General features: G+C 68.7%; 27 protein-coding genes. 14 read left to right on the forward strand and 13 right to left on the reverse strand.

Going from position 1 to position 25,687, the window contains the following annotated elements; translation table 11 throughout:
* From Q8N10_RS08905 to Q8N10_RS08915, 3 genes are all read left to right on the forward strand, one after another.
* A partial coding sequence (locus Q8N10_RS08905; RefSeq protein ID WP_305663900.1) for a VWA domain-containing protein occupies positions 1-1,058 on the forward strand: 1,058 nt, incomplete at its 5' end.
* Between the two features lie 75 nt (positions 1,059-1,133).
* Entirely contained in the window at positions 1,134-1,790 is a 657-nt protein-coding gene (locus tag Q8N10_RS08910; protein ID WP_304781986.1) for a TetR/AcrR family transcriptional regulator, read from the forward strand.
* 1 nt (position 1,791) lies between these two features.
* The gene (locus Q8N10_RS08915; RefSeq protein ID WP_304781984.1) at positions 1,792-2,961 is read left to right on the forward strand and encodes an MFS transporter; all 1,170 of its coding nucleotides are present in this window, start codon (positions 1,792-1,794) and stop codon (positions 2,959-2,961) included.
* Here Q8N10_RS08915 and Q8N10_RS08920 read toward each other — a convergent pair.
* From Q8N10_RS08920 to Q8N10_RS08930, 3 genes are read right to left on the reverse strand one after another with little or no spacing between them, the layout of a single operon-like run.
* Positions 2,933-4,357, reverse strand: coding sequence for a UdgX family uracil-DNA binding protein (locus tag Q8N10_RS08920; protein ID WP_304781981.1), 1,425 nt, complete (start codon positions 4,355-4,357; stop codon positions 2,933-2,935). The genes Q8N10_RS08915 and Q8N10_RS08920 overlap by 29 nt on opposite strands.
* Positions 4,357-5,583, reverse strand: coding sequence for a putative DNA modification/repair radical SAM protein (locus Q8N10_RS08925; protein ID WP_304781978.1), 1,227 nt, complete (start codon positions 5,581-5,583; stop codon positions 4,357-4,359). The genes Q8N10_RS08920 and Q8N10_RS08925 overlap by 1 nt, the downstream gene beginning before the upstream one ends.
* Before the next feature lie 43 nt (positions 5,584-5,626).
* Positions 5,627-6,553 carry a LysR family transcriptional regulator gene (locus Q8N10_RS08930; RefSeq protein WP_304781975.1) on the reverse strand — a complete coding sequence of 309 codons (927 nt, stop codon included), beginning with the start codon at positions 6,551-6,553 and terminating at the stop codon, positions 5,627-5,629.
* Positions 6,554-6,676: 123 nt separating this feature from the next.
* Here Q8N10_RS08930 and Q8N10_RS08935 point away from each other — a divergent pair, with 123 nt between their 5' ends.
* Both Q8N10_RS08935 and Q8N10_RS08940 read left to right on the forward strand, forming a co-directional pair.
* The gene (locus tag Q8N10_RS08935) at positions 6,677-7,222 is read left to right on the forward strand and encodes a hypothetical protein (RefSeq protein WP_304781972.1); all 546 of its coding nucleotides are present in this window, start codon (positions 6,677-6,679) and stop codon (positions 7,220-7,222) included.
* Positions 7,219-8,637 (forward strand): MFS transporter, encoded by a 1,419-nt coding sequence (locus tag Q8N10_RS08940; RefSeq protein ID WP_304781969.1) that lies wholly within the window; start codon positions 7,219-7,221, stop codon positions 8,635-8,637. Before Q8N10_RS08935 ends, Q8N10_RS08940 begins: the two co-directional genes overlap by 4 nt.
* Positions 8,638-8,649: 12 nt before the next feature.
* Here the strand turns inward: Q8N10_RS08940 and Q8N10_RS08945 are convergent, their stop codons facing one another.
* Positions 8,650-10,890 (reverse strand): transglycosylase domain-containing protein, encoded by a 2,241-nt coding sequence (locus Q8N10_RS08945; RefSeq protein ID WP_304781965.1) that lies wholly within the window; start codon positions 10,888-10,890, stop codon positions 8,650-8,652.
* 152 nt (positions 10,891-11,042) lie between these two features.
* Here Q8N10_RS08945 and Q8N10_RS08950 point away from each other — a divergent pair, with 152 nt between their 5' ends.
* From Q8N10_RS08950 to Q8N10_RS08970, 5 genes are all read left to right on the forward strand, one after another.
* Entirely contained in the window at positions 11,043-11,315 is a 273-nt protein-coding gene (locus Q8N10_RS08950; protein ID WP_304781963.1) for a hypothetical protein, read from the forward strand.
* 38 nt (positions 11,316-11,353) lie between these two features.
* A complete protein-coding gene (locus Q8N10_RS08955) occupies positions 11,354-12,232 on the forward strand; it encodes a transglutaminase family protein (RefSeq protein ID WP_304781960.1) in 879 nt (292 codons plus the stop codon).
* A gap of 26 nt (positions 12,233-12,258) precedes the next feature.
* Positions 12,259-12,405 carry a hypothetical protein gene (locus Q8N10_RS08960; RefSeq protein ID WP_304781957.1) on the forward strand — a complete coding sequence of 49 codons (147 nt, stop codon included), beginning with the start codon at positions 12,259-12,261 and terminating at the stop codon, positions 12,403-12,405.
* Between the two features lie 118 nt (positions 12,406-12,523).
* Complete coding sequence (locus Q8N10_RS08965) at positions 12,524-13,687, forward strand: MFS transporter (protein WP_304781954.1); 1,164 nt, start codon at positions 12,524-12,526, stop codon at positions 13,685-13,687.
* A gap of 131 nt (positions 13,688-13,818) precedes the next feature.
* On the forward strand, positions 13,819-15,159 hold the full coding sequence (locus Q8N10_RS08970) for an MFS transporter (protein ID WP_304781951.1): 1,341 nt from the start codon (positions 13,819-13,821) through the stop codon (positions 15,157-15,159).
* Here Q8N10_RS08970 and Q8N10_RS08975 read toward each other — a convergent pair.
* Genes Q8N10_RS08975 through pcaF form a run of 7 tightly spaced genes read right to left on the reverse strand, consistent with a single transcriptional unit; the run spans position 15,156 to position 21,220 of the window.
* Positions 15,156-16,232: a Glu/Leu/Phe/Val dehydrogenase dimerization domain-containing protein gene (locus tag Q8N10_RS08975; protein WP_304781948.1), complete on the reverse strand. Its 1,077-nt coding sequence runs from the start codon at positions 16,230-16,232 to the stop codon at positions 15,156-15,158. The genes Q8N10_RS08970 and Q8N10_RS08975 overlap by 4 nt on opposite strands.
* Before the next feature lie 60 nt (positions 16,233-16,292).
* The gene (locus Q8N10_RS08980) at positions 16,293-17,312 is read right to left on the reverse strand and encodes an alpha/beta fold hydrolase (protein ID WP_304781945.1); all 1,020 of its coding nucleotides are present in this window, start codon (positions 17,310-17,312) and stop codon (positions 16,293-16,295) included.
* Positions 17,309-17,893 carry a uracil-DNA glycosylase family protein gene (locus Q8N10_RS08985; protein ID WP_304781942.1) on the reverse strand — a complete coding sequence of 195 codons (585 nt, stop codon included), beginning with the start codon at positions 17,891-17,893 and terminating at the stop codon, positions 17,309-17,311. The genes Q8N10_RS08980 and Q8N10_RS08985 overlap by 4 nt, the downstream gene beginning before the upstream one ends.
* 34 nt (positions 17,894-17,927) lie before the next feature.
* On the reverse strand, positions 17,928-18,245 hold the full coding sequence (locus tag Q8N10_RS08990; protein WP_304781940.1) for a DUF3253 domain-containing protein: 318 nt from the start codon (positions 18,243-18,245) through the stop codon (positions 17,928-17,930).
* A 2-nt stretch (positions 18,246-18,247) separates the two neighbouring features.
* A complete protein-coding gene (locus tag Q8N10_RS08995) occupies positions 18,248-19,396 on the reverse strand; it encodes an acyl-CoA dehydrogenase family protein (protein WP_304781936.1) in 1,149 nt (382 codons plus the stop codon).
* Between the two features lie 16 nt (positions 19,397-19,412).
* Complete coding sequence (locus tag Q8N10_RS09000; protein ID WP_304781932.1) at positions 19,413-20,015, reverse strand: hypothetical protein; 603 nt, start codon at positions 20,013-20,015, stop codon at positions 19,413-19,415.
* A complete protein-coding gene (pcaF, locus tag Q8N10_RS09005; RefSeq protein WP_304781929.1) occupies positions 20,012-21,220 on the reverse strand; it encodes a 3-oxoadipyl-CoA thiolase in 1,209 nt (402 codons plus the stop codon). The genes Q8N10_RS09000 and pcaF overlap by 4 nt, the downstream gene beginning before the upstream one ends.
* 108 nt (positions 21,221-21,328) lie before the next feature.
* Here pcaF and Q8N10_RS09010 point away from each other — a divergent pair, with 108 nt between their 5' ends.
* Together Q8N10_RS09010 and Q8N10_RS09015 are read left to right on the forward strand one after the other, a co-directional pair.
* The gene (locus Q8N10_RS09010) at positions 21,329-21,787 is read left to right on the forward strand and encodes a PaaI family thioesterase (RefSeq protein WP_304781926.1); all 459 of its coding nucleotides are present in this window, start codon (positions 21,329-21,331) and stop codon (positions 21,785-21,787) included.
* Positions 21,787-22,785: an LLM class flavin-dependent oxidoreductase gene (locus tag Q8N10_RS09015; RefSeq protein WP_304781923.1), complete on the forward strand. Its 999-nt coding sequence runs from the start codon at positions 21,787-21,789 to the stop codon at positions 22,783-22,785. The genes Q8N10_RS09010 and Q8N10_RS09015 overlap by 1 nt, the downstream gene beginning before the upstream one ends.
* Here Q8N10_RS09015 and Q8N10_RS09020 read toward each other — a convergent pair.
* Both Q8N10_RS09020 and Q8N10_RS09025 read right to left on the reverse strand, forming a co-directional pair.
* The gene (locus Q8N10_RS09020) at positions 22,782-23,279 is read right to left on the reverse strand and encodes a hypothetical protein (protein WP_304781920.1); all 498 of its coding nucleotides are present in this window, start codon (positions 23,277-23,279) and stop codon (positions 22,782-22,784) included. The genes Q8N10_RS09015 and Q8N10_RS09020 overlap by 4 nt on opposite strands.
* Positions 23,276-24,553: a NupC/NupG family nucleoside CNT transporter gene (locus Q8N10_RS09025; RefSeq protein ID WP_304781917.1), complete on the reverse strand. Its 1,278-nt coding sequence runs from the start codon at positions 24,551-24,553 to the stop codon at positions 23,276-23,278. Before Q8N10_RS09025 ends, Q8N10_RS09020 begins: the two co-directional genes overlap by 4 nt.
* 173 nt (positions 24,554-24,726) lie before the next feature.
* On the opposite strand from Q8N10_RS09025, the gene Q8N10_RS09030 reads away from it, so the two are divergent.
* Positions 24,727-25,146, forward strand: coding sequence for an organic hydroperoxide resistance protein (locus tag Q8N10_RS09030; RefSeq protein WP_304781914.1), 420 nt, complete (start codon positions 24,727-24,729; stop codon positions 25,144-25,146).
* The gene (locus tag Q8N10_RS09035) at positions 25,143-25,643 is read left to right on the forward strand and encodes a MarR family winged helix-turn-helix transcriptional regulator (protein WP_304781911.1); all 501 of its coding nucleotides are present in this window, start codon (positions 25,143-25,145) and stop codon (positions 25,641-25,643) included. The genes Q8N10_RS09030 and Q8N10_RS09035 overlap by 4 nt, the downstream gene beginning before the upstream one ends.
* The last annotated feature ends 44 nt before the right edge of the window (positions 25,644-25,687 follow it).

A 25,687-nucleotide genomic window follows, 5' to 3' on the forward strand; every position in this document is an offset into this window, starting at 1 on the left:
TCTACTACCTGTCGCGGGCAGCCCTCGTGAAGGACGAGAAGAACATCGACCGTTTCGACCAGGTGTTCGGTCACGTGTTCAAGGGCCTGGAAAAGGTGGATGGGGTCGGTACGGCCGACATTCCCGCCGAGTGGCTGGAAAAGATCAGCGAGAAGTTCCTCACCGAAGAGGAAAAGGCGCAGATCGAGGCCATGGGCGGCTTCGACAAGCTCATGGAGGCGCTCGCCGAGCGCATGAAGGAGCAGAAGGAGCGCCACGAGGGCGGCAACAAGATGATCGGGACCGGGGGCACCTCGCCCTTCGGCGCCAACGGCTATCATCCCGAAGGCATCCGCATCGGCCAGGACAAGGGCCGCCACGGCAAGGCGATCAAGGTCTGGGACAAGCGCGAGTACAAGAACCTCGACGACTCCGTCGAACTCGGCACCCGCAACATCAAGGTCGCCCTGCGTCGCCTGCGCAAATGGGTGCGCGAGGGCGCGACCGAAGAGCTGGACATGTCCGGCACCATCCGCGGCACCGCGGAAAAGGGCTATCTCGACATCCATATGCGGCCCGAGCGCCGCAACAAGGTGAGCGTGCTCATCTTCTTCGATGTCGGCGGCTCGATGGACAGCCACATCAAGGTCTGCGAGGAACTGTTCTCAGCGGCCCGTTCTGAATTCAAGAACATGGAATTCTACTACTTCCACAACTGCCTCTATGAGAGCGTCTGGAAGGACAACCGCCGACGCCACGCGGAGAAGCTGAACACCTGGGATATTCTCCATAAATATTCCCACGACTACAAAGTCATCTTCGTTGGCGACGCCACCATGAGCCCCTACGAGATCACCTATCCGGGCGGCTCTGTGGAGCACTGGAACGAGGAAGCTGGCGCGGTCTGGATCGACCGGGTGGCCGGCATCTACGAGAACATGGTCTGGCTGAACCCCACCGCCGAACGGCACTGGGACTACACCCCCTCGATCGAGCTGATGAAGCAGCTGGTGGGCGACCGGATGTATCCGCTGACCATCGAAGGCCTCGACAAGGCGATGCGGGAACTCTCGCGCTAAAAGGGTCGCAGGCGGACAATCGTTTGCGGCACGCATTAGCCTGCTAAGCTGTTCGCGAACCTTGAGGATTCGCCTGTGACCGATCCGGTGCCGGCCAACGACCCTGATCCACCCAACGAGGCCGCCACCAAGGCCGCGGTCTTCTCCGCCGCTGAGAGGCTGTTTGCCTTGCACGGCTTCCAGAACGTCTCGGTGCGCGACATCACCGCCGAGGCCGGGGTCAACCTCGCCTCGGTGAACTACCACTTCGGGTCCAAGGACGCCCTGCTGTTCGAGATCTTCCGGCGGCGCACCGGGGAGTTGAACCGGGAGCGGGCCCGCATGCTTCACGAGGCCCGCGACCGCCACAACGGCAAGCCGCCGGTGCGCGACATTCTGGCGGCGCTGTTCACTCCGCCGCTGAAGTGGGCCTCGCCCGAGAACGACCGCCGGATCTCGGTGCAGTTCATCATCCGCTCCCGCAGCGAGGGGACGGCGGAGATGCGCGAGGCCCTGACCAACGACGTCTCCCACCTGGCCCGCTTCGCCGACGCCCTGATCGCGGCGCGACCAGATCTGCCGCGCGAGAGCGTCTACTGGCGCCTGCACTTCTGCCTTGGCATGGTCCACAACAACCGCTTCGCCGAGTTCGACCGCCTGCACGTGCTGTCGGACGGAGCCACCCGCGAAAGCGACATCGATGGCCTGCTGAAGCGGATGCTCGACTTCGCCGAGGCCGGCTTCCTGGCCTAGGGTGGCGCCCGCCTTCGTCGGCCGGGTCTATCTGTTCAAGGCGCTGGACGCCTTCGTCCTGATCTACCCGCTCTACACCGTGATGTTCGTCGACCATGGCCTGACGCCAGTCCAGGTGTCGGCGACCCTGATGGCCTGGTCGATCACCGCCTTCATCCTGCAGATTCCGTCCGGTGTCCTGGCCGACCGCTATTCGCGGCGCTGGATCCTGGCCGGCGCGCAGATGCTGCGGGTGATCGGATTCCTGGTCTGGATCGCATCTCCCAGTTTCCTGAGCTGCCTGGTGGGGATGATGCTCTGGGGGGCCAAGAGCGCCTTCACCAACGGGGTGTTCGAGGCGCTGGTCTATGACGAGCTGCACGGCGAGGGGCGGGCCGATGACTACAGCCAGGTGATCGGCCGCGCCCAGGGGGTGGGCTTCGCCGCGGTCCTGGCCGCCTCGCTCAGCGCCTCGGTCTCGGTGCAGTTCGGCTACACCGCGATCCTGTGGGCGAGCGTCGTCGTGGTGCTGGGGGCCGCCGGCGCGGCCGTCGCCCTGCCCCGGGCGCGCAAGACGCTGCGCACGAACCGGCACTATCTGGCGCTGCTGAAGCAGGGCTTCCAGACCGTGGCCGGCGCGCCGCTGATCCTTGGATTCATCGTTTTCGCCGCGCTGAGCAACGCCTTTGGCGGTGGGCTTGAGGGGTTCTGGCCGATCTTCGGATCGGAGACGGGATTGCCCGCCTCCCAGGTCGCCCTCTTCGTGGCCGCCATCAGCGCCGCCCAGGCCGGCGGTTCACTCACCGCCCACCGTTTGCGCCGGGCGACGACCTCGGTGTTCTTCGCCCTGTTCGCCGCCATCGGCCTGCTGATCGCCGGGGCCGCGGTCAGCCTGCAGCCCTGGTCGGTGGCCCTGATCATCCCGGCCGCCGGGCTCTTCAAGGTGGTGGACGTCAACTTCGACGCCCGCCTGCATCACGCCATCCCGACGGAGACCCGCGCCACCATCGCCGCGGTGAAGAGCTTCTCGGGCCAGGTCATCATGACCGGCATGCTGATGACATTCGGCCTCCTGGCCCAGGGGGTGTCCTACCGGGCCGCCTTCATGGCCTGCGGCGCCGCCATCGCCTTGATCGGCCTGGCCGCCCTGGTCCGGAACCGGCTCAGGCCGCCAGCCCCCATGCAAACCTGAGGTCTTGGACGAACAGGGCGTAGGCCTTGGCCTTCGCCTCGGCGTCGGGCACGCGCAGGAGGTAGGAGGGGTGATAGGTCACCACCCCCTGGGCCTGATCTGGCAGCTGCAGGGCGATCCCCCGGTTCTTGCCGATCGGCGTGACCTTTCCGAACACGCTGAGGGCCGCCGTGGCGCCCAGGCTGACCACCACGCGGGGCCGGATGAGCCTGCGCTCGGCGTCCACCCACCAGCGACAGGCGGTGACCTCGGACGGGTTGGGCGTCTGGTGGATGCGGCGTTTGCCGCGTAGCTCGTGCTTGAAGTGCTTCACGGCGTTGGTGACATAGGTCTCGGTGCGGGGCACGCCCGCCTCGGCGAGCGCCTTGTCCAGCACCTGGCCCGCGGGGCCGACGAAAGGCCGACCGGCCAGATCCTCCTGGTCACCGGGTTGCTCGCCCACCAGCATCAGGCGGGCGTGGGCGGGGCCTTCGCCGGGCACGCCCTGGGTCGCGTCCTTGTAGAGCGGGCAACGGCGGCAGGCGTCGACGCCAGCGGCCACCTCCTCCAGGCTCTGAGACGCCAGCGCGTCATAGGTGGCGTCGCGGGCGGTCTTGGCCATCTGCCGAATCACGCGGTTCGGCTGGCTGGGAGCTTGGGCGACCATCAGGTTTGTCCGGCCCTCGGCGGCGGCGATTAAATCAGGAATGAGCCGCGCCTCCGGCAGGTTCCGCCAATAGCGCTTGGGCATCTCCTTGGTCATGGCGTCGACCTTCAGCCGGGCCGGGTTGAAGATCGAGGCGTAGTAGGTGCGCCAATAGTCCTCCAGGGCGTCCTCCCCCGGCGCGTCAGCCGGGTCGGCGCCGGGAGTGACCGCTAACTGCGCGCCGTTCCAGTGGATGCAGCTGTCCGGCGTCAGGATCGACCAGATCATGTTGGCGAAGCGCTTGGCGAAGAAGGGCGCGACCGACTCGGTCACCCGATGGGCCGGTTCGAACCAGGCGGCGTAGGCCTCCGGGTCGACGCCCACGGCCCGGAAGCGGACAAAGGCCTTCATCTTGTGAGCGGCCTTGCTGACCTGGCGGGCGAAGTCGTTGGCGCGGGCCACATCAGGGTCGGTGGCGATGCGCAGCAGGTTTGGCTCGGCCGCCATGCGCCAGAGCATCCGATACAGCAGGGAAAACCGCTCGGCCGAGCGGTGCAGGATCACAGCCTCGGCCAGCTCCAGGAACTCGCGGCTGACCGTGAAGCCGCCTGGCGCTGGCGCCGCAAGGGGCTCTGGATCGGCGAACAGGTCGCCCTCCCCGTCCACGGTCCAGATCACGGTGTCGGGCGACGCGCCCTGGCCGCGCAGGCTTCGCGCCGCCTCGCGCCAGCCTGCGAAGTCGATCTCCGACGCCAGCCGGACGACGCGCATCAGAACAGGCTCAGCTGGGTCGGAGGCGCCAGCCGCGCCCGCAGGTCGGCCTTGTCGGTGAGCGCGCCCGGCCGCCAGTCGGCGGTGACAATGAAGGGCTTCAGCTTGTCGAGCCGGCGCGTCAGGCGCTTCACGTCCTCCAGGGTCAGCTGCTTGTAGCGGCGGATGTCGATCATGCGTTCGACGCTGCGCACGCCCAAGCCCGGCACCCGCAGCATGGTCTCGCGCTCGGCGGTGTTGAGGTTGACGGGGAAGTCGCCGCGATTGCGCAGGGCCCAGGCCAGCTTGGGGTCGATGTCGAGGTCCAAATCGACACCCTCAACGGTGATCTCGTCGTGGGTGAAGCCGTAGAAGCGCATCAGCCAGTCGGCCTGGTAGAGGCGGTGCTCGCGCATCAGGGGCGGGCGGACCGGGGGCAGGCGGGAGGTGGTGTCGGGGATGGGGCTGTAGGCCGAGTAGTAGACCCGGCGCATCCCGTAGGCGCCATAGAGGCCGGCGCTCTTGGCCAGGATCTCCCCGTCGGTGGCGGCGTCGGCGCCGACGATCATCTGGGTGGACTGGCCAGCCGGGGCGAACTTGGGCGGCTTGGTTTTCCGAACCTTTTCCGTGGTTTGATCGATGCCGAGGCGGACCCAACCCATGGCCTTCTTGATACCGACCGCGTCCTTCTCGGGCGCAAGGTCGGCCAGGCTGGCGTCGCGGGGCAGCTCGACATTGATGGAGATGCGGTCGGCGTAGAGGGCCGCCTCATTGACCAGGGCCGGAGAGGCCTCGGGGATCACCTTGAGGTGGATATAGCCCCGGAAGTCGTGGTCGATCCGCAGCGACTTCGCCACCCGGACCATCTCCTCCATGGTGTAGTCGCCGCTCTTGATGATGCCCGAGGAGAGGAACAGGCCCTCGATATAGTTGCGCTTGTAGAAGGACAGGGTCAGGTCGACGACCTCGGCCACCGTGAACCGGGCGCGTGGGGTGTTGGAGGACACCCGGTTGACGCAATAGGCGCAGTCATAGACGCAGAAATTGGTCAGCAGGATCTTCAGCAGGCTGATGCAGCGGCCGTCTGGGGCGTAGGCGTGGCAGATGCCCATGCCGCCGTCCGTAGAGCCGACGCCTTTCCCGCCCATTGAGTCCCGCTTCACCGTCCCGGACGAGGCGCAGGAGGCGTCGTACTTAGCGGCGTCGGAGAGGATTTCGAGTTTGCGCTTCAGCGTCAGGGCCACCATGCGATGACCCTAATGTTCTAGTTTTGTTCTGTAAAGTTGCGGCCTATTGTGAAGCTGCGGAATTCCGTGGCGGAGCGCCCTGCTCCCTCAAAACCTCCCGAACACATCCTCGCAGCCAACGGTGCGCCCCGTCGGCATCCATCCGGGGATGCCAGAGCATCGAGACGGTGAATTCAAGCGCAGGCAGGGGAAGTGTGAAACTGAACATCCCCTGGCGAAGCGTCGCGGTGTGGCGATCGGGTACGGTCGCGACAAGGTCTGACCCCCTCGCCAAAGTCAGGGCCGCCGAAAAGCCGCTGACGATGGCGCCGACATTCCGCCCCGGCGCGGACGGCAGGAACGGAAGATCAACTGCGCCGCTCTCAAGGCCGTTTCGCGAGACGATGACATGCTGCGCGTCGGCGTATCTGGCGGCGGTCAATTTGCCGGTGCTCAGCGGGTGAGCATCACGGACGATGCCTACCAACCGATCCCGGAACAGCGCCTGGGTGCGCACCTCCGGCCCAAGAGATTCCTCGATGACGCCCGTTTCCAAGTCGACGCGGCCGTCGCGGAGCGGTGAGCTGTCCTTGTCCGGCTTTTGCATGAAGTTGAGCCGCACCCCCGGCGCTTCCCTGCCGACCCTCGCCAAGAGGCCGGGACCAAAGCTCTCAACGAAGCCGTCGCTGGCGCGAAGCGTGAAAGTCCGAACGAGGCCCGCGAGATCAAGTCTCTCATCGGGGCGCAGGACAGCCTCGACCTCCAGCACCAAGTCGTGGACCCGCCCGCGCAGGGCCAGGGCGCGCGGCGTGGGCGCCAATCCCCGACCAGCCCGGACCAACAGCGGATCGCCGGTCGTTTCCCGAAGCCGGGACAGGGCCCGGCTCATCGCCGATGGGCTGAGCCGCAGCCGTTTGGCGGCGCCCACGACACTCCCTTCCGCCAGGAGGGCGTCCAGGGTGATGAGGAGGTTCAGGTCGGGCGCCGGCATGTTCCAAGCACATACCCGAATGCAGCGTCTGATGCACGAATATGATGCGAATGGTGCGTCTTCCGCCACCTCTCGCCCGCGCCTAACCTTTTGCTGAGAACCCGCTCGACGAAGGAAAAACCCATGTCCGCAAACTCGTTACAGTCGTTCCTGGATGGCGTTAAGTCGAAGTGGGGCCCGCTGACAAGCGAGCTTGTCGCGGACTGCCGCGATCTCTTGGAAGACCTACTTGAGGCCTCGCCCTCTGAGGAATGGCTCGCTGCGCTGCATGCCAATCGCTCACCAAACGAAGAACTGTACAGAGATCCCGAGCATGGATTTGTCCTGCTCGCCCACACCGAGCAGGCCGGCCTCTACCGGCCGCCCCATGACCACGGCCGCGGCTGGGTGATCTATGCAATACAGCAAGGCGAAATCGAGATGGGCGCCTATGGCCGGATCCAGGCGCCAGACGGCGAGGTGCGCCTGGTGAAGCGCAACAGCACCCTCGTGCGCGCCGGTCAGGTTCAGGTCTACCTGCCAGGCGATGTCCACGACACGCGCTGCATGACCAGCTCCGCCCTGGTTTTCCGCTTCACTGAACGGGACCTCCGTGCCGAGGATCGGCAGGAGCACCGCGTCACGCGCTATGTCGACCGGGAGGGTGTCTGGACCACCGACAGGTCGTGACCGGCGTGGTCGCCGCAGAACAGGCGCCGGCAGACCCAGGCTCGGGTTTGCCGCAGCCGGGGCGAAAGGTCGCGGTCGCTTGCGTGCTGACCGCCATGAGCCTGGTCGTGCTGGACGCCGGGATGGCCAATGTGGCCCTGCCGTCGATGGCAAGTTCGCTGCAAGCGCCGCCCGCGACGGTGGTCCTTGTCGTCACCGCCTATCAGACCGCGCTCGTCATGGCGCTCCTGCCTTGCGCCGCGCTTGGCGAGTGGCTTGGCTATCGCCGGATATTGACGGCCGGGGTCGCCATTTTCACTGTGGCGTCGGCGCTCTGCGCTCTTGCGCCATCGCTGCCTTGGCTGATCACGGCGCGGTTCCTCCAGGGCCTTGGCGGCGCCGCGGTGATGGCGTTGGGCGTGGCGCTCCTCCGCGTCTCGGTCCGTGAGGGTCGGCTTGGCGCGGCCGTCGGCTGGAACGCGCTTACCGTCGCCTTATCTTCCGCCGCGGCTCCCGCCCTGGGCGCTTTCATTTTGGCCGGCCTGGGCTGGCCCTGGCTCTATTGGGTGAACCTTCCGATGGGCGCCTTGGCGCTCGCCTGCTCCCGCGCCCTGCCGGCGGCCAAGGGCGCGGGGCGACCGGTGGACCCGCTCAGCGTCGCGCTGAACGGTTTGACCTTCGGGTCGCTGGTCATAGGGGCGGAGATGGCTCCAAGGGAGCCGTATATGGCCGGTCTGGTCTTGGCCATAGGCGTCCTGAGCCTGTTGGGGTTGCTCCGCCGGGAAATGCCGAAGGCGGCTCCGATGGTCCCCCTTGATCTGCTGCGCGGCAAACCATTTCGAATCTCGGTGATCGCGTCGGTTTGCTGTTTCGCGGGCCAGACAACCGGCTTGGTGGCGCTTCCGTTCTACCTGCAGCACGAGCTTGGTCAGACGCTGCTCACGACCGGGCTGTACATGACAGCCTGGCCGCTGAGCGTCGCCGCAGCCGCTCTGGCGGCGGGTCGTCTGGCCGATCGCGCCCCCACCGCCTGGCTCTGCGCCCTGGGCGGGATTTGTCTCGCCCTTGGCTTGGCGGCGATGGCCCTTGTGCCGCTGGGTGACGAGCCCAGGCTACTTGGTCCGTTTGTGATGATCTGCGGGCTGGGCTTTGGCCTGTTCCAGACCCCCAACAACCGCAACATGTTCCTGTGCGCGCCTGTGGAAAGGAGTGGCGCGGCCGGCGGCATGCAAGGCACCGCCCGCCTGACGGGCCAAACGGCCGGCGCCGTTCTGATGACACTGCTCTTCGCCGCGACCACCATCGACGCCGCCCCGCGCATCGGCTTTGGACTCGGCGCCGTGCTGGCCGTGCTCGCGAGTGGGGTGAGCCTCCTGGGGCTCGCCCCGCGCCGCGGATCGACGGGATGGCGACGGTCCGTCGCCTCGCATTTATGAGCGGTTTAGGGGCTAGAGCTTGGACGAGTCCGTCGAGGGCGCCGGGGCGGCTGGGGCCTCCGGACCTATGAGCGCAACCGGCGCGTCGGGCGGGGTCTCGGCGGAAGGCGCCTCAGCCCCTTCCGGCAGGGTCCCGTCTGCGGGTAGTTCGGGGATGGTCAGGTCCTCGGTCGCGATCGGGGGCGCTTCCACCAGCGCGGCCTTGGGGCGGTCGCGGTTGACGGCGTAGGAGACGAACTCCTTCCAGATCTTGGCGGGCAGGCCGCCGCCGACCACGCCGTTCATCGAGGCGTTGTCGTCATTGCCGACCCAGACGCCGACGACGAGATCGCCGACATAGCCGATGAACAGGGCGTCCCGGTAATCCTGGGTGGTGCCGGTCTTGCCGAAGGCGCCGGGCATGGCGGCCTCGATGCCGGTGCCGCGCTGGGTGGCCGAGCGCAGCAGGTCGCGCATGCCGGCCAGCTCGGCCTTGCCCAGCTTGCGGACAGTCTTGGGCTTGCGGAAGCTGGCCAGGCCGTGGGGGACGACCGGCGCCTCGCCCGCGTCGATGGCGGCGTAGGCGGCGGTGAGCTGGACCAGGCTCATGGGACCGGTGCCGAGCGCCAGGGTCAGGTCGTTGGGGATCAGTTCGGTGACGCCCAGGTCGCGCGCCGTGCGAACGATGTCGTCACGGCCGACCTCCTTGGCCAGACGCACGGCGGCCACGTTGGAGGAGCCGGCGAAGGCGGTGATCAGGGGCACCATGCGGCCAGCGTACTTGACCTCATGGTTCTTCGGCTTCCATCCGGAGACCTCGACAGGGGCGTCGAGGATCGGACTGGTGGGGGTCCAGCCTTCGCGCAGGGCGGCGAGGTAGACGAAGAGCTTGAAGGCCGAGCCCGGCTGGCGGGCGGCGTCGGCGCGGTTGAACTGGCTGACCTTGTAGTCGCGGCCGCCCACCATGGCGACGACGCGGCCATCGGTGCGCATGGCGACAAGCGCCCCCTGGCCGGCGTTCAGCGCCTTGCCGTCACGGTCCAGGGCGCGGGCCAGGATCTTCTCGGCCTGGGCCTGGAGATTGGTGTCGAGGGTGGTCTTGACCACGGTCTCGCCATAGCTCGCCTCCATCGCCGCCTTGGCCTGGGGGATGACCCAGTCGGCGAAGTAGGAGCCGGTGGGGATGGGCTTGCGGCCACCATAGGGGCGCACGCCCCGGGCGGCGCTCCTAGCCTGGGCCTTGGTGATCAGGCCGGTGTCGGCCATGGCGCCCAGGACGATCCGCATGCGCTCGCGCGCGCCTTCCAGATTTTCGGTGGGCGCCAGACGCGAGGGGGCCTTGACCAGGCCGGCCAGCATGGCCGCCTCGCCGATGGACAGCGCCTCCGGCGTCTTGTCGAAGTAGTGCCGGGCGGCGGCCCGCAGGCCAAAGGCGCCGTCGCCGAAATAGACTGAGGACAGGTAGCGCGACAGGATCTCGTCCTTGGAGAGGCGGGCCTCCAGATAGACGGCGATGATCGCCTCCTGAGCCTTGCGGCGCAGGGTGCGCTGGCTGGACAGGAAGGCGTTCTTAGCCAGCTGCTGGGTGATGGTGGAGCCACCCTCGGCCACGCCACCGGCCCGGGCGTTGGCGTTCATGGCCCGGGCGATGGCCTTGGGGTCGACGCCCATGTGGCTGTAGAAGCGCCGGTCCTCGATGGCGATGAACGCGCCGGAGACGTACTTCGGCAGCTTGGCGACCTCGACAGGCTCTTCCTTGTAGGAGCCGCGCTTGGCGATGGGCCGGCCGTCGGCGGCCACCAGGACGAGGGTCGGATTTTCCAGCGGCTCCAGGGCCTGACCCAGCGGCAGGGAGCCCACCAGCCAGACCATGAAGATGAGGAGCAGGGCTGCGACCCCGGCCCCGATCTGCCAGGGCCGGCGCATCCACAACGGGGGGGTGCCGTCGCCGGCGGCGGTCACAGGGCTGGGACTGACCTGAGGTTCCGGCGCCGGCTGGGGCGTGATCTCGGGCTCGGGGTCTGGGTCGACATCCGGAACCAGCTCCGGCTCCGGCTGCGGCGTGACCTCCGGCTCCGGCTCAGCGTCCGGTTCAGGCTCGGACTCCGGTTCGGGCGCTCCAGCGGACTCAGCGTCTTCGTCAGTGAATTCAGACTCTGGAAGCGCCTGCGCCTCCGACGACTGTTCCGGCGACGTCTCATCCCCCGGCGCCAGCTCCGGCGGCGGAGCCTTGTCGGGCTTGGGCGGATCGACCTCGGGGTCGTTGTCGGACATGCACGTCGCATTCAATCGGGCGCGGCCCGGGGGAGCGGCGTCCATACCACATGGGTGTGGGGCGCCAAGCGTGGCCGGAGCCAGGTGAGAGCTCCGGCGGAACGCCGAGGCGCGCCGGTCGTTGCAGCTTCACCCATTCCAAAGGAGCTCCCATGCGACTGATCCTGACCCTGGCGGCCGTTTCGGCCCTGGCGCTCTCCGCGGCCGCCTGCAGTGACAAGCCCAACGCCACCGGCGCCGCCATGCCCGACACCGATTCGGTGGCCGGTACCGGCGCGGCCACGGCCCCTGACGCCGGCGTCACCGGCGCCGTGCCCGCCGACGGCTCCCCGCCCCCGATGCAAGCCACCTCGCCGGCCGCCGAAGGCGCTGGCGTCGGCACGAGCGGCGGTCAGGGCGCCGGGAGCGGCACGACCACGCCCTAACCGGAACCTCCATCGCGGCCGCCCGTTCGTGGCGCACGATGGCCCGGCTGATCATTCGTCACGAGACCCGCTATCTCTATGAGCGGCCGGTGGGCTTTGGCCTTCACCGGCTGCTGCTGAGGCCGCGCGACAGCCACGCCACGCGGATTGTGGAAGCCTCGATGGGCCTTTCGCTGCGGGCCTCCAAGCGGTGGGTCTATGACGCGCTCGGGAACTGCGTCTGCCTGATGACGCCGGAGGGGCGGTCGCAGGAGCTGACGATCGTCAGCCAGCTCACCATCGAACGGTTTCCGGCCCCGCTGGCCCCGCTGCGGATCGACAATCCTCACACCGCCATGCCCATCGTCTACGACCGTGGCGACCGCACGATCCTGGATCCCTTCATCGACCCCGCGAGCGACGATCCCAACGGCATGTTGCTGGACTGGGTCCGCGCCCATGCGGGCGGCCCCTATGAGCCGGCTCTGGACTTTCTGCAGCGGCTGAACCGCCACATCCACCAGCACTTCGACTACCGCCAGCGCGACGAAGAGGGCACCCAGACGCCCGCCTTCACCGTGACGATGGGTTCGGGCACCTGCCGTGACTTCGCTTGGCTGATGGTGGAGGCGCTGCGGCGACTGGGCTACGCGGCGCGCTTCGTCACCGGATATCTCTATTCGCCGCATCATTCGAGCGTGCGGGGCGCAGGCGCCACCCATGCCTGGTGCGAGGTCTTCCTGCCCGACCTTGGCTGGCTGGAGTTCGACCCCACAAACGGCCTCGCGGAATCGGCCGACCTGATCCCGGTGGCCGTCAGCCGCACGCCCGAGGGGGCCACGCCGATCAGCGGCGTGATCCTTGGGGACCCGGGCAAGAGCGAGTTGTCGATTCACGTAGATGTGCGACCCGCCGACCCGCAGATGGAGGCGGCTTAAGCGTTAGGGGTTCGGGAGGACGAACCATGACCACAGGCTTCCATCAGCAAGACCCCAACATCAACTTCAGCGTGCCCCGCTCCGCGCCCAAGCCGCAGCACGGCCGAGCGCCGGACCAGAAGGTGGTGAAGGTGAAGGAACAGAAGTCCATCCATCCGCGCCCAGGGCACTAAGGCCTTCATCCTCCTCGCCGTGCGGGAGGAGGAAACACCTGGGTCCGACTCTGCTTAAGCTCCCCCTCTGACGCCCTTTGGCGTTGGAGACCGCACTCTTGCCCATCGGCCGCCGACCATGACCTTCACCCCGCGCCGCGCGGTGCTGACCTTGGGGGTGACCCAGACGATCGGCTATGCCTGTTCGAGCTACCTGCCCGCCACCCTGGCCAAGCCGATGGCCGCCGATGTGGGGATGTCCACCACGGGGGTGTTCCTGGCGTTTTCCGCGGCGCTGCTGCTGCAGGCGGTGACCGGCCCGCGCGTCGGCAAGCTGGTGGACCAGAGGGGTGGACGCCCGCCTCTCACCACCGCCAGCCTGCTGTTCGCCGCCGGCCTGGTCGGCCTGGCGATCTCCGAAACCCCCGTGGCCTTGATCGCATCCTGGCTGATCATCGGCCTGGGCATGTCGGCTGGCCTGTACGACATCGCCTTCGCCGGCCTGGTGTCCTGGTTCGGGGTCGACGCGCGCCGGTCCATCACCGGCGTGACCCTGATCGCCGGGTTCGCCAGCACGATCGGCTGGCCGCTCACCGCCTGGCTGGAGCACGAGATCGGCTGGCGCGGCGCATGCCTGGTCTGGGCCGCGCTCAACCTGATGGTCGCCCTGCCCCTCCATCTCAGCCTGCCTCGCGCCCCGGCGCCGCGTCCGGCGCCCGCCAGCGACGCCCCACCGGTCAGCGACGCGCCCGCGCCGGGCGACACCTCGAAGATGGTGCTGATGGCGTGCGCCTTCGCGGTGCTCGCGGCCATCGGCTCGGCGATGTCGGCGCATCTTCCGCCCCTGCTGAACGCGCTTGGGGTCGGCCCGGCCGCGGCCGTGGGCGCCGCAGCCCTGGTGGGTCCGGCCCAGGTGGCCGCGCGGCTGGCCGAGTTCGCCCTGGTGCGCCGCATCCACCCCCTGGTCTCGGGCCGGGTGGCGGTGGCCATGTTCCCCATCGGCGCGGGCCTGCTGATCGCCTTCGGCGCCATCGCCGCGGCCCCCTTCGCGATCCTCTACGGCGCGGGAAACGGGCTTTTCACCATCGTGCGCGGGGCCCTGCCGCTGGCCCTGTTCGGGGAGCGCAACTATGGGCGGCGGCTTGGCGTGCTCAACGTGCCGTCCCGGTTGCTGCAGGCGGTGTCGCCCTTCGTGTTCGCCCTGATGATCGAACGCTCGGCCAACCTGGCCCTGGCGGTGATGGCGGCAGGGTCGGTGCTGGCCTTTGGCGCGCTCTTGCTTTTGCGGAAACCGGCGGCCTGAGCGCGTCCCTTCGTCGCCAGGGGTTTCCCTGCTCCGGGACTCTGCTAGACCGGACGGATTGAATTTATCCGTTATTAAAAGGGAGAGCCCGCGCGGCTTTTCACTGCCCTGCGCGCGCGGGCCGGACGCCATTGGAAGAAAAAATCATTAGGGACGAACTGGAGGCGATCGGCGAAGCCGCCGCTCCGGAAGAAGAGACGATGGAGGCCAAGGAAGCGGCCTATGAAAAGTTCGTCTGGGACAATCTGAAGCGCAACTATATCGGCAACTACCTGCACGGCATGCTGGGCATGACGGGCTTCCGGCTGGTCAATGCGCCGACCTTCCTGCCCGCCTATCTGCACATGATTTCCGGCTCCAACACCATCGTGGGCCTGGGCCTGGCCCTGCAGCAGGTCGGCAGCATCGTCTCGCCCATCGTCGGCGCCACCCAGATCGAGCATCGCACCAAGGTGATGCCCGCGGCCATGTGGATGGGGGGCCTGGCGCGGCTGCAGATCCTGGGCATGGCCGCCTCGGGTTGGCTGCTGTCGGGTCAGTCCCTGGTGGTGGCGATCCTGGCCTTCATGTTCATGTTTGGCCTGTTCATGGGCGCCCAGCGCGTCGTGTTCGGCCTGCTGATGGCCAAGGTGATCCCGCTCAGCCGCCGGGGCCGACTGCAGGCCTGGCGCAACGCCACGGGGGGGCTGATCGCCGCCGTCCTGGCCTATTTCGCAGGGCGCTATTTCGTCGGGGCCAACCTGTTCGGCAACGGCTACGGCGTCACCTTCATCTTCGCCTTCGTGCTCACGAGCCTTGGTCTGTCGGCCCTGAACCTGCTGCTCCGCGAGCCGGAGCCGCCGACCCTGCGCGCCCAGACCAAGCTGCGCGATCGCATCAAGGACTTCCCCGCCCTGATCGCGTCGGACCGGGGCTACATGTACTTCCTGATCGTGCAGATGCTGGCCACGGCCGGCCGGCTGGCGGTGCCCTTCTACATCATCTACGCCGGCACCACGATCGAGCTCAACGGCCGCAATCTGGGCCTGCTGTCCCTGGCCTATCTGGGCGCTGACACCCTCTCCAACCTGCTCTGGGGCTATATGGGGGACAAGACCGGCTTCCGGCGCATCCTGCTGGTGTCGCTGGTGATCTGGATCGCGGCCACCGTGCTGCTGATGAATGTCCACCTGATGCCCCTGACCTTCCTGGCCTTCTTCGGTCTGGGGGCGGCGCAGTCGGGCTACATGATGGCCGCCCAGACCATGATCCTGGAGTTCGGATCGCGCGACGAGATGCCCATGCGGATCGCCATCTCGGCCACCGCCGAGGGCATCATGGCGGCCATCGGCCCCCTGGCCGGCGGGATCATGGCGAGCACCCTGGGCTTCCCGGTGGTGTTCGGCGTCTCGATCGGCTTCCTGGTGGCGGCCCTGCTGCTGCTGATCGTGGCGGTGAAAGAGCCGCGGACGGCCCGGGTCGGGCGGATCTAGGCCGCCAGCCTGGCCCGCGCCGCCTCGGCGATGCGCGCTCGGGCCATCTCGTTGGCCACCTCGTGGGTGGGGCGGCGCTCGGCGATGGAGCGGGCCAGGACCTCGTCGAGAGTCTCGGTGAGGTGGTCCAGCTTGGCCGCCACCCAGGCCGCGTCGAAGGCGGTCCCGGCCTCGAGGGCGGCGATCTCGGCGGCGACGTTGATGATGCCGCCGCCGTTGATCACATAGTCCGGCGCATAGAGCATGCCGCGCTCGAAGAGGGCGCGGCCTACCTCGGGCGTGGCCAGCTGGTTGTTGGCGCCGCCGGCCACGATGCGGGCCTTCAGCCGCGGCAGGGTCTCGGCGTTGATGGCGCCGCCCAGGGCGCAGGGGGCGAAGACGTCGGCCTGGACCTCGAAGATGTCGGCGGGACTGACGATCTTGGCGCCCGTCCGCTCGGCGACCGCGCGCAGGGCCTCAGGGTTGGTGTCGGTGATCACCAGCCGGGCGCCGGCGGCGTGCAGCTTGTCGGCCAGGTAGGCGCCGACATGGCCGACCCCCTGGATGGCGACGGTGATCCCGGCCAGGTCGCGGTTCAGCGCCCTGCGCACGCTGAGCGCCACGCCGCGGAACACCCCCTCGGCGGTGACCGGGGACGGATCGCCCGAGGCGGCGGCATGGCCCTCAAGGCCGGCCACGAAGCGGGTCTGGCGGCGCGCGTGCATCAGGTCGGCCGGAGAGACGCCGACATCCTCGGCGGTCCAGTAGCGGCCCCCCACGGCGTCCACGGCCCGGCCAAAGGCCTCGAACAGGGCCGGTGTCTTCTGGGTGCGGCTGTCGCCGATGATCACGGCCTTGCCGCCGCCCAGGGGGATGTCGGCCATGGCGTTCTTGTAGGACATGGCCCGCGACAGCCGCAGGGCGTCGTCGAGCGCCAGGTCGGCGCTGGCATAGGGCCACATGCGGCAACCGCCCGCCGCCGGGCCCCGGGCGGTGGAGTGCACCGCGATGATGCACTTGAGGCCGGTTTTCTCGTCGAAGAACGCGCTGACGCTCTCATGCCCCTCGAAGGCGGGGTGATCGAACAGGGTCATGCTGAGAACACGCTCAAAGTGGGGAAGGATTTACCCGGCTCTACCCCTGCGCGTTCCATCTCACAACCCCGGCGATGTGGCGGCCTGGGCGCTCTGGCGCCTCGGCTTGGGGATGGGCGGCGCGCCGGAGGGCAAGGGGGCCTCGGGATCGCGGACATAGGTCAGGATGTCCTCCCACACCTTGGGACCCTGGTGATCGCGGGTCATCAGGTGCCAGCCGCGCTCGTAATAGACGGTGCGGTCGCCGGGCTTCAGGCGGCTGGCGGCCTCGAAGGCCGGGCGCTTGGGAATGATCTCGTCATGGGCGCCGTAGAGATAGAGGGCCGGGACCTTGATCTGACCGGTCGCATGGTAGGCCCGCTCCATCATCGCCACCAGGCCATAGAGGGTGTCTGACCGGGCGCCCCAGACCATCAGCGGGTCGCGGCCCATGGCCTTGAGCTCCTCGCGGTTGTCGGTGGGGGCGACGCGCTTGGTCAGCCAGTCCGGCGGGACGTAGATCTTCGACCCCGTCAGCCGCGCGGCGAACCACAGGGTGGTCTTGTACGGCAGGGGCTGGGACGACCAGCCCCAGACGGCGGGCGACAGCAGCACCACGCGGTCGGCGGTAGGGGGGCGATCGGAGGCGAAGGCCTGGACGGTGACCGCGCCGCCCATGCTCTCGCCCGCGACGACGATCACCGCCTTGGGGTGTTTGGCGCGGACCACGGCGGCGATGGTGCGCAGGTCCTCCACCATCAGCTCGTCACCGCCCCAGATCCCCCGGTGGGGGGAGCGGCCGAAGCCGCGCTGGTCATAGGCGTAGGTGGTCACCCCCTGGCTCGCCCACCAGGGCGCGGCCAGGTGGAAGGCGTTGGCGTAGTCGTTCATGCCGTGGACGCCGATGATCACCGCCCAGGGCTCGGGCGTGTCGGCGGCCCAGGTGGTCAGCCCCAGGCGGGTCCCGTCGAAGCTGACGAAGCGGTCGCCCTCCAGACGGGGGCCTGAGAAGGCGGCGGGCGGCGTGCCGGCCTGCTGCACCATCAGCGGCGTGCAGGCGGTGAGCATCATGGCCGACAGGAGGACAAGGAGGCGCTTCACGGCTCTAGAATGGCTTGGACCCTTTGGCGAAGATAGGGCGTAACCTCGGCTTCGAACCAGGGGTTCTTCCGCAGCCAGGCTGTGTTGCGCCAGGACGGATGCGGCATGGGCAGGTAGTGCGGCAGGTAGTCCCGCCAGGCGCGAACGGTCTCCGTCATATTGGCCTTCGCGCGATCACCCAGGGCCCAGGCCTGGGCGTAGCCGCCCACCAGCAGGGTCAGCTCCATCGCGGGCAAGGCCGCCATCAGCCGCGGCCGCCAGAGCTGGGCGCAGCGCGGCGGGGGCGGATAGTCGCCGCCCTTGGGACTGGTCCCGGGGAAGCAGAAGGCCATGGCGGCCACGCCGATCTCGGGACGTCCGTAGAAGGTCGCCGCATCGATTCCCATCCAGGTGCGCAGCCGCTCGCCGGAGGGATCGGTGAAGGGCATGCCGCTCTCATGCACCCGGCGGCCCGGCGCCTGGCCGACGATCAGCAGCCGGGTCCCGGGGTTCACCATCACCACCGGCCGCGGCGTGTGGGGCAGCTCGCCGGCGCAGGCCCGGCAGGCGGCGATGTCGGCGAGGACGGTGGGCAGGGACATGGGCCTATCTAGGAACGATGGGCTCCAGCGCCAGCTAGACCTCAGTCTCGTCCGGCGCCGCGGCCACCGGGACCTCTGCGGCCTTGGCCAATGCCGCTGCGCGCTCATCCTCGGTGGGGAGGCGCAGGCGGTAGACGCCCTTGAAGGTGTCGGGGTCGGCGGGCTTATTGTGGCGCAGGACGGTGAGCCGGCCCTGGCGGGCGAGGCCGCGGGCGGTGGCGCGGACGTGGCCGGTGAGGCGCTGCCAGCGCTCGCTGTCGGCGGCGCGGGCGACTTCCTCGGAGGAGGCGGACTTGCCGGGCGGGAGCTTGCCGATGATCTCCAGGATCACGGCCTCCATGTCGATGCTCATGGTCAGCCGCCTCGTTTCAGGGTTTCGCGGGCGATCACCACCTGCTGAATCTGGCTGGTGCCCTCATAGATGCGGAAGATGCGCACGTCACGGTAGAAGCGCTCGATCCCGTGGTCGGCGACATAGCCGGCGCCCCCGAAGATCTGCACAGCCCGGTCGGCGACCCGGCCTACCATCTCCGAGGCGAAGTACTTGGCGGCGGCGGCCTCCATGGTGACGCTCTCACCGGCGTCGCGCTTGCGGGCGGTCTCCATGACCATGGCCTTGGCCACCAGGGTCTCGGTCTTGCAGTCGGCGATCATGCCCTGGATCAGCTGGAAGGCGGCGATGGGCTGGCCGAACTGCTTGCGCTCATTGGCATAGGCCACGCAGTCGGTGAGCAGGCGTTCCGCCACGCCGACGCAGACCGCCGAGATGTGCAGACGGCCGCGGTCCAGAACCTGCATGGCCACCTTGAACCCCTCGCCTTCCCGGCCCAGGCGGTTCTCCGCCGGCACCCGGACATTGTCGAAGATCACGTCGCAGATGTGCGCCCCCTGCTGGCCCATCTTCTTCTCGGGCTTGCCGATGGAAAGGCCCGGCAGGTTGCGTTCCACCAGGAAGGCCGAGACCCCGCCGGCGCCGGGCCTGCTCGCGTCGGTCCGCGTCATCACCGTGAAGAGGTCGGCCTTGTTGGCGTTGGTGATGTAGCGCTTGGTGCCGTTCAGCACGTAGTGGTCGCCATCCAGCACCGCCCGGGTCTGGACCGCTGCGGAGTCCGACCCCGCCTCCGGCTCGGTGAGCGCGAAGGAGGTGATGATGTCGCCCGAGGCGATGCCGGGCAGGTATTTGGCCTTCTGTTCCTCGGTGCCGAACATCACCAGGCCCTGGCTGCCGATGCCGACATTGGTGCCGAAGGTGGAGCGGAAGGCCGGGCTGGTGCGGCCCAGCTCGACAGCCACCAGGCACTCGTCCTCCATGGAGAGGTCCAGGCCGCCGTACTCGGCGGGGATGGAGAGGCCAAACAGGCCCAGCTCCTTCATCTCGCTCACCAGCTCGGGGGGCATGGCGTCCTCTTCGGAGACCTTGGCCTCCAGGGGACGCAGGCGTTCGGAGACGAAGCGGCGGACCGTGTCGATCAGCTGTTCGCGGGTTTCCAGGTCGAGGGCCATGATGTCTCTCTCGGCTCTATTTGCAGGTGATCTTATCGTCGGCGACCTCGGCCACCGCCGACAGGGTGACGGCGATGATGGGGTCGGACCACATTTCGTAGTTCGTCCCGCCGCCCGGCACGGCGCAGACCTGGGCCTTGCGCTTGGCAAGCTTGCCGGACCGGATCGCGGTGAGCTCGGCCTCGTAGCTGACCGCGTGGGACAGGCCGTTCCAGATTTTCAGGAAAGACTGCTTCTTGGCCGCCGAACCATCGACGGCGAAGGCCACCTTGCCGGGCGCGACCGCCTTGTAGGTGTCGGGGGCGCCGTCGGGCAGGGCCATGTCGACATGGCCGGTCTCGACGGCTTCAAGCACCGGCTTGCCGCCGGCGACGTCCAGGGTGGCGCGCTGGCCCGACATCACCTGGACGGCGTCGCCGATCAGCTTGGTGTGCGGGTCGAAGCCGGCTGCGATCAAGGCTTCCACCAGGGTCGGCGGCTTCTTCGGCGCTCCGGCGGCCTGCGCGGGCCCACCGGCCGGGGGTGGAGCGGCGGCGGGCGCGGTCTTGACCGGCGCGTCCTGGGCGAAGGCCGGACCAGCGAAAGCCAGGGCGGCGGCGAGGACGAAAGGACGGATCATGCCTTGGCCAGGGCCAGGGCCGAGCCTTGGCCGACGCCGACGCACATGGTGGCCAGGGCTCGGTCGCCACCGCTCTGGTGCAGCGCGCGGGCGGCCGTCAGCGCCAGGCGGGCGCCGGACGCGCCGAGCGGATGGCCGATGGCGATCGCGCCGCCGTGGGCGTTCACGTGCTCGGCGTCGTCGGCCAGGCCCCAGGCGCGGGTGCAGGCGAGCGCCTGGGCGGCGAAGGCCTCGTTCAGCTCGATGACGTTGAAGTCGCGGGGCGTGACGCCCAGCCGGGCGCACAGCTTCTCCACCGCCGGGACCGGGCCCACGCCCATGATGCGCGGCGCGACGCCCCCCGAGGCGGCGCCCTCGATGCGGGCGAGCGGTTCGAGGCCCAGCTTCTGGACCATCTCGGCCGAGGCCAGCAGCAGGGCCGCGGCGCCGTCATTGACGCCGGAGGCGTTGCCGGCGGTGACCGTGCCGCCCTCGCGGACTATGGGCTTGAGACCCTGCAGGGCGGCCAGCGTGGTGTCGGGGCGCGGATGCTCGTCCTCGCTGACGACGATGTCGCCCTTGCGGTCCTTGATGGTCAAAGGCGCGATCTCGCCGTCGAAGAAGCCCTTGGCGCGGGCGGCGCCGACGCGGGCCTGGCTGCGCTGGGCGAAGGCGTCCTGGTCCTCGCGGTTGATCTGGTAGTCGGTGGCGACGTTCTCGGCCGTCTCCGGCATGGCGTCGACGCCGTATTCCTTCTTCATCTGCGGGTTCACGAAGCGCCAGCCGATGGTGGTGTCGTACATCTCCGGGGTGCGGGAGAAGGCGCTGTCGGGCTTGGCCATCACGAAGGGGGCGCGGCTCATGCTCTCCACGCCACCAGCGATGATCAGGTCGGCCTCGCCCGCGGCGATGGTGCGGGCCCCGGCGATGACCGCGTCGAGCCCTGAAGCGCAGAGGCGGTTGACGGTCAGGCCCGGCACGGTGGACGGCAGGCCCGCCAGCAGCAGGGCCATGCGGGCGACGTTGCGGTTGTCCTCGCCGGCCTGATTGACGTTCCCATAGATCACCTCGTCCACCTGCCCCCAGTCGAGCTTGGGATAGGCGGCCATCAGGGCCTTCAGCGGATGGGCGGCGAGGTCGTCGGCGCGCACCTTGGAGAGCGCCCCCGCATAACGGCCGATCGGGCTGCGCAGGCCTCCACACAGATAGACAGTCCGGCCTTGCATGATCTCTCTCCGCCACTTAGGTCGCCTTGCGGCGTCGCCCGTTCGAGGCGGCAAACTAGTGTTTGGATCGGCGGCGGGCAAACGCTTCCGGAGTTGTGGGGAGCGCATATGGACGGCACCGACGCAGAGACCGATTCCTGGGTGCACCTCGTGGTCCAGGGCGGCGAGTGGGCCGGCTGGTCGATGTACGGCAATGACCCCTTCGAGGATCACGCCGGGCCCTTCTACTACCGCATCGACGATGATGGCGCGCCGGTATGCGCCATGCGGCCCGAGCGCAAGCACATGAACGGCGGCGGCTTCATGCACGGCGGGGCGTTGATGACCTTCGCCGACTACTGCCTGTTCGTGATCGCCCGCGACGCCCTGAAGGACAGCCGCAGCGTGACCGCCACCTTCAACAGCGAGTTCGTCGGCGCGGTGCCGGAGGGCTCCCTGCTCGAGTGCCGGGGCGAGGTGGTGAAGGCCGGTCGCAGCATGGTGTTCGTGCGGGGGATCATGACGGTCGAGGGCGACGCGGTGCTGAGCTTCTCGGCCGTGCTGAAGAAGACCGCGCCGAGGACCTGATGACCTACACCCTCTCGGTCCTCGACCTCTCGCCGGTGAGCGGGAGCAACACCCAGGCCCAGGCGGTGCGCGACAGCCTGGAGGTGGCCAAGGCCGCCGAGCGGCTGGGCTATCACCGCTTCTGGGTGGCCGAGCACCACAATATCGGCGGGCTGGGCTCGCCGGCCCCGGAGATCCTGATCGCGGCGGCCAGCCAGATCACCTCGACGATCCGGCTGGGCTCGGGCGGGGTGATGCTGGTGAACTACAGCCCCCTGAAGGTGGCCGAGGTGTTCATGGAGCTGGAGGCCCTGGCGCCTGGCCGCATCGACCTGGGCGTGGGCCGGGCGCTCGGCACAGATCAGCGGACCGGCGGCGCGCTGAGATCATCAGGCTCCGAAGCCTTCCCGCAGTATTTCGCCCTGCTGTCGGCCTGGCTGCTGGACGCCTCGGGGGTGGAGCCGATCACCGACGCCCATCCCGCCCGCGAGATCCACGCCAATCCGGCCGGCCCCTCGCACCCCGATCTCTTCCTGCTCTGCACCTCGGTGGAGAGCGCGCTGTTCGCCGCCCAGGCGGGCGTCGGCATGGTGTTCGCCGAGTTCATCGCTCGCGCCGACGGCGGTCCGGCGGTGGCGGCCTACAAGGGGAACTTCCGGCCGTCGGTGTTCCGCGCCGAGCCCTGGACCGGGATCGCCACCATCGCGCTCGCCGCCGAGACCAGCGCCGAGGCCGAGCGGCTGGCCGCCCCGATGCGGGCCGGCAACCTCGCCACCCTGGACGGCGGCCGGCGCCGCTTCACCTCCATCCCCGAGTCCCAGGCCTTCCTGGCCGAGCGGGCGGACGATCCGCGACTGGCGGGCGTGATGGCGCGCTCCATCGTGGGCGATCCCGCCACCGTAAAGGCGCGGCTGGACGGGAAGGCGGCGAGCACCGGCGCGGACGAACTGTTCGTGATGGCGGTAGGACCCGACCTCGAGAGCCGCATCCGCTCACTCGAGTTGATCAAGTCCGCCTAGTGGGCGTGTTCCATGGCCGGCGCCTTCTCTGGCGCATCGGCCAGCCGCGCCTCGATGCGCGCCAGGCCGAAGACTGAGCGCCAGCCTTTCCTGTCGCCGCTGGAGGCGACGCGCCAGGGGGCTTCCTTGTCGGGCAGGGGCTTGCCGTCCACGTGGTCGGCGAGGATCACCACGTCGTCGTGGAAGTCCTTGTCCAGTTCGGCCAGCGAATAGACCGCCTGGAAGCCGTCCTTGCCGGTCATGACGACATAGGCTCGCAGCGGGTCGCCGTGCAGCCTGGGCCCCACCGGCAGGCCGCCGGCCCGCAGGACGTAGGTCAGGATCGGGCCCGCATAGGTCCGGGCGCCGCTTTTCACCTCGGCGCGCGGCAGGTCGGCGAGGTCGGCGGGGGTCAGGACCTTGGTCTTGCCGCCGGGGTCCACCACCGTCAGGGACTGGGCGAAGGCCGCGACGGGGGCGACCGCCAGGGCCAGGGCGAGAAGGAGCGCCCTCATTGGCCGAACAGTTCGCGGGGCATGGCGCCCACCACGGCGGCGGTCATGCAGGTGGCCAGGAAGCCGGCCAGCAGGGCCTTCCAGACCATGCCGATGATCTCGTTACGGCGCTCGGGCATCAGGACGCCCATGCCCGAGACGGTGATCCCCACCGAGCCGACATTGGCGAAGCCGCATAGGGCGTAGGTCATGATCATGCGGGTGCGCTCGGTCATCTCGCCGGCCGGGACCGCGCCCAGCTGGATGAAGGCGATGAACTCCGTCAGCATCAGCTTCACCCCCAGCAGATAGCCCGCCTTGAGGGCCTCGTCCCAGTGGATGCCCAGGGTCCAGGCCAGGGGCGCGAAGACCACGCCCAGGATGCGCTCGATGGTGAGCGGCGATCCCATCACGTCCGGGAAGACCGTGAGCACGCCGTTACCGATGGCCACGAAGGCCACGAAGACGATGAGGATGGCCGAGATGTTCAGCACCACGGTGAGGCCATCCATGGTGCCCTTGGAGATGGCGTCGATCGCACTGTCATACTTCAGAAGAGAATTGTAGTCGGCGTAGAAGCCCCCCTGTCCCGGCTTCTCCGGCACCATGATGCGGGCCAGCAGGATGCCGGCCGGGGCCGAGATGATCGAGGCCACCAGGACGTGGGCCGCAGCGTTGGGCAGGGCGTCCTTCAGGATGGTGGCGTAGGCCACCATGGTGGAGCCGGCGACGGTGGCCAGGCCCACGACGATCATCAGGAACAGCTCCGAGCGGGTCAGCTTGTCCAGGAAGGCGCGAATGACGATGGGGCTCTCGATCATGCCGAGGAAGATGTTGGCGGCCACGGCCAGGGCCGAGGCGCCCCCCAGGCCCATGGTCTTCTGGAAGATGAAGCCGAAGCCGCGGGTGATCCATTTGAGGATCTGCCAGTGCCACAGCAGGGCTGACAGGGCCGAGATCACCAGGATCAGGGGCAGGACCTGGAAGGCGAAGACGAAGAGGCCGCCGGGGTTGGTGACGGCGTAGGGCTGGGTCCCGCCGGCCATGTAGCCGAAGACGAACTGGGCGCCCTGGGCGGTGGCGGCGGCCAGGCCGTCGACGCCGTCGTTGAGGGCCTGGATGAACCCCTGGGCGCCGGGCAGGCCAAACAGCAGCAGGACCAGGGCGACCTGGACGAAGATGGCCCCCAGGGCCAGCTTCCAGGGGAAGCGGCCGCGGTCTTCCGACAGGGCCCAGCAGACCGCCAGGGTCAGGGCGATGCCCACCAGGCTCTGGGCGTTCTCCAGGCGAAACATGCGGTTAGACCCCAGCGCCGGGACTCACCGGCCGGCCCCCCTATTGAGGCGAACCCCGGGGCGGAGGCAACTGTGGTGGCCGTCGCGGATGGAAGAAAAGGCGCCTTTCCTGAGTTGACGTCAATTTGATTGTACCCAATATACTTGCATACGATCAACACGGAGATGACCCCATGCCCGCCCTCTATTCCACCCAGGCCCGCGCCGTCGGCGGCCGCGCCGGCCATGTCGAAAGCCTCGATGGCCTGCTGAAGGTCGACTTGGCCCTGCCCAGGGAGATGGGCGGCAAGGGCGGGGCGACCAATCCTGAGCAGCTGTTCGCCGCCGGCTACGCGGCCTGTTTCGAGAACGCCGTGCGGTTCCTCGCCGGCCAGCAGAAGATCGCGCTCACCGGCGCCGCAGTGACCGCCACGGTCGAACTGCACCCGCGCGCCGAGGGCGGTTTCCGCCTGGGGGTGGCGCTGGATGTGGAGACCCAGGGCCTGGATCAGGCGGCCGCCGAAGCCCTGGTGGCCACGGCCCACCAGGTCTGCCCCTATTCGAATGCGCTTCGTGGCAATGTCGATGTTGCGATAACCGTAAGGACGCAATGAGTCCCAAAGCCACCAAGACCACCGACGACCGACGAACGCCGACAAGTGACCGTCGGGGTGTCGCCGAGCAGCTACGTCTCGATAACCAGCTCTGCTTCGCCCTCTATGCGGCGACGGGGCTGGTGACCCGGGCCTACCGGCCGCTGCTGGAGCCGCTCGGCCTGACCTATCCCCAGTACCTGGCCATGATGGCGCTGTGGGAAAAGGCCCCGCGCACGGTGAGCGACCTGGGCGAGGCCCTGGGTCTCGACAGCGGCACCCTCACCCCGCTGCTGAAACGCATGGAGGGGGCGGGCCTGGTGAAGCGGACCCGTGATGCGGCCGACGAACGCCGCGTGCAGATCACCCTCACCGACGCCGGCCGGGCCTTGCAGCAGAAGGCCGCGGGGGTGCCCGTCGCCCTGGCCTGCAACCTGGGCCTGCCAGGCGAGGAGATCGTCGCGCTACGGGCGACGCTGCAGGACCTGGCGCGACGGATGCGCGGGACGCAGGACTGATTGCCGCCTCCGCCCTCTGAGGTCATTCTGCGGCCCTCGGGGCG

Origin of the sequence: Phenylobacterium sp., assembly GCF_030693625.1 — a bacterium.
GTDB lineage: Bacteria > Pseudomonadota > Alphaproteobacteria > Caulobacterales > Caulobacteraceae > Phenylobacterium > Phenylobacterium ferrooxidans.

Excerpts from the sequence above, each read along its gene's own strand:
- Q8N10_RS08920 (WP_304781981.1), bottom strand. The coding sequence starts at position 4,357 with ATGCGCGTCGTCCGGCTGGCGTCGGAGATCGACTTCGCAGGCTGGCGC.
- Q8N10_RS08925 (WP_304781978.1), bottom strand. The coding sequence starts at position 5,583 with ATGGTGGCCCTGACGCTGAAGCGCAAACTCGAAATCCTCTCCGACGCC.
- Q8N10_RS08930 (WP_304781975.1), bottom strand. The coding sequence starts at position 6,553 with ATGCCGGCGCCCGACCTGAACCTCCTCATCACCCTGGACGCCCTCCTG.
- Q8N10_RS08935 (WP_304781972.1), top strand. The coding sequence starts at position 6,677 with ATGTCCGCAAACTCGTTACAGTCGTTCCTGGATGGCGTTAAGTCGAAG.
- Q8N10_RS08945 (WP_304781965.1), bottom strand. The coding sequence starts at position 10,890 with ATGTCCGACAACGACCCCGAGGTCGATCCGCCCAAGCCCGACAAGGCT.
- Q8N10_RS08950 (WP_304781963.1), top strand. The coding sequence starts at position 11,043 with ATGCGACTGATCCTGACCCTGGCGGCCGTTTCGGCCCTGGCGCTCTCC.
- Q8N10_RS08955 (WP_304781960.1), top strand. The coding sequence starts at position 11,354 with ATGGCCCGGCTGATCATTCGTCACGAGACCCGCTATCTCTATGAGCGG.
- Q8N10_RS08960 (WP_304781957.1), top strand. The coding sequence starts at position 12,259 with ATGACCACAGGCTTCCATCAGCAAGACCCCAACATCAACTTCAGCGTG.
- Q8N10_RS08965 (WP_304781954.1), top strand. The coding sequence starts at position 12,524 with ATGACCTTCACCCCGCGCCGCGCGGTGCTGACCTTGGGGGTGACCCAG.
- Q8N10_RS08975 (WP_304781948.1), bottom strand. The coding sequence starts at position 16,232 with ATGACCCTGTTCGATCACCCCGCCTTCGAGGGGCATGAGAGCGTCAGC.
- Q8N10_RS08985 (WP_304781942.1), bottom strand. The coding sequence starts at position 17,893 with ATGTCCCTGCCCACCGTCCTCGCCGACATCGCCGCCTGCCGGGCCTGC.
- Q8N10_RS08990 (WP_304781940.1), bottom strand. The coding sequence starts at position 18,245 with ATGAGCATCGACATGGAGGCCGTGATCCTGGAGATCATCGGCAAGCTC.
- Q8N10_RS08995 (WP_304781936.1), bottom strand. The coding sequence starts at position 19,396 with ATGGCCCTCGACCTGGAAACCCGCGAACAGCTGATCGACACGGTCCGC.
- Q8N10_RS09000 (WP_304781932.1), bottom strand. The coding sequence starts at position 20,015 with ATGATCCGTCCTTTCGTCCTCGCCGCCGCCCTGGCTTTCGCTGGTCCG.
- pcaF (WP_304781929.1), bottom strand. The coding sequence starts at position 21,220 with ATGCAAGGCCGGACTGTCTATCTGTGTGGAGGCCTGCGCAGCCCGATC.
- Q8N10_RS09010 (WP_304781926.1), top strand. The coding sequence starts at position 21,329 with ATGGACGGCACCGACGCAGAGACCGATTCCTGGGTGCACCTCGTGGTC.
- Q8N10_RS09015 (WP_304781923.1), top strand. The coding sequence starts at position 21,787 with ATGACCTACACCCTCTCGGTCCTCGACCTCTCGCCGGTGAGCGGGAGC.
- Q8N10_RS09020 (WP_304781920.1), bottom strand. The coding sequence starts at position 23,279 with ATGAGGGCGCTCCTTCTCGCCCTGGCCCTGGCGGTCGCCCCCGTCGCG.
- Q8N10_RS09025 (WP_304781917.1), bottom strand. The coding sequence starts at position 24,553 with ATGTTTCGCCTGGAGAACGCCCAGAGCCTGGTGGGCATCGCCCTGACC.
- Q8N10_RS09030 (WP_304781914.1), top strand. The coding sequence starts at position 24,727 with ATGCCCGCCCTCTATTCCACCCAGGCCCGCGCCGTCGGCGGCCGCGCC.
- Q8N10_RS09035 (WP_304781911.1), top strand. The coding sequence starts at position 25,143 with ATGAGTCCCAAAGCCACCAAGACCACCGACGACCGACGAACGCCGACA.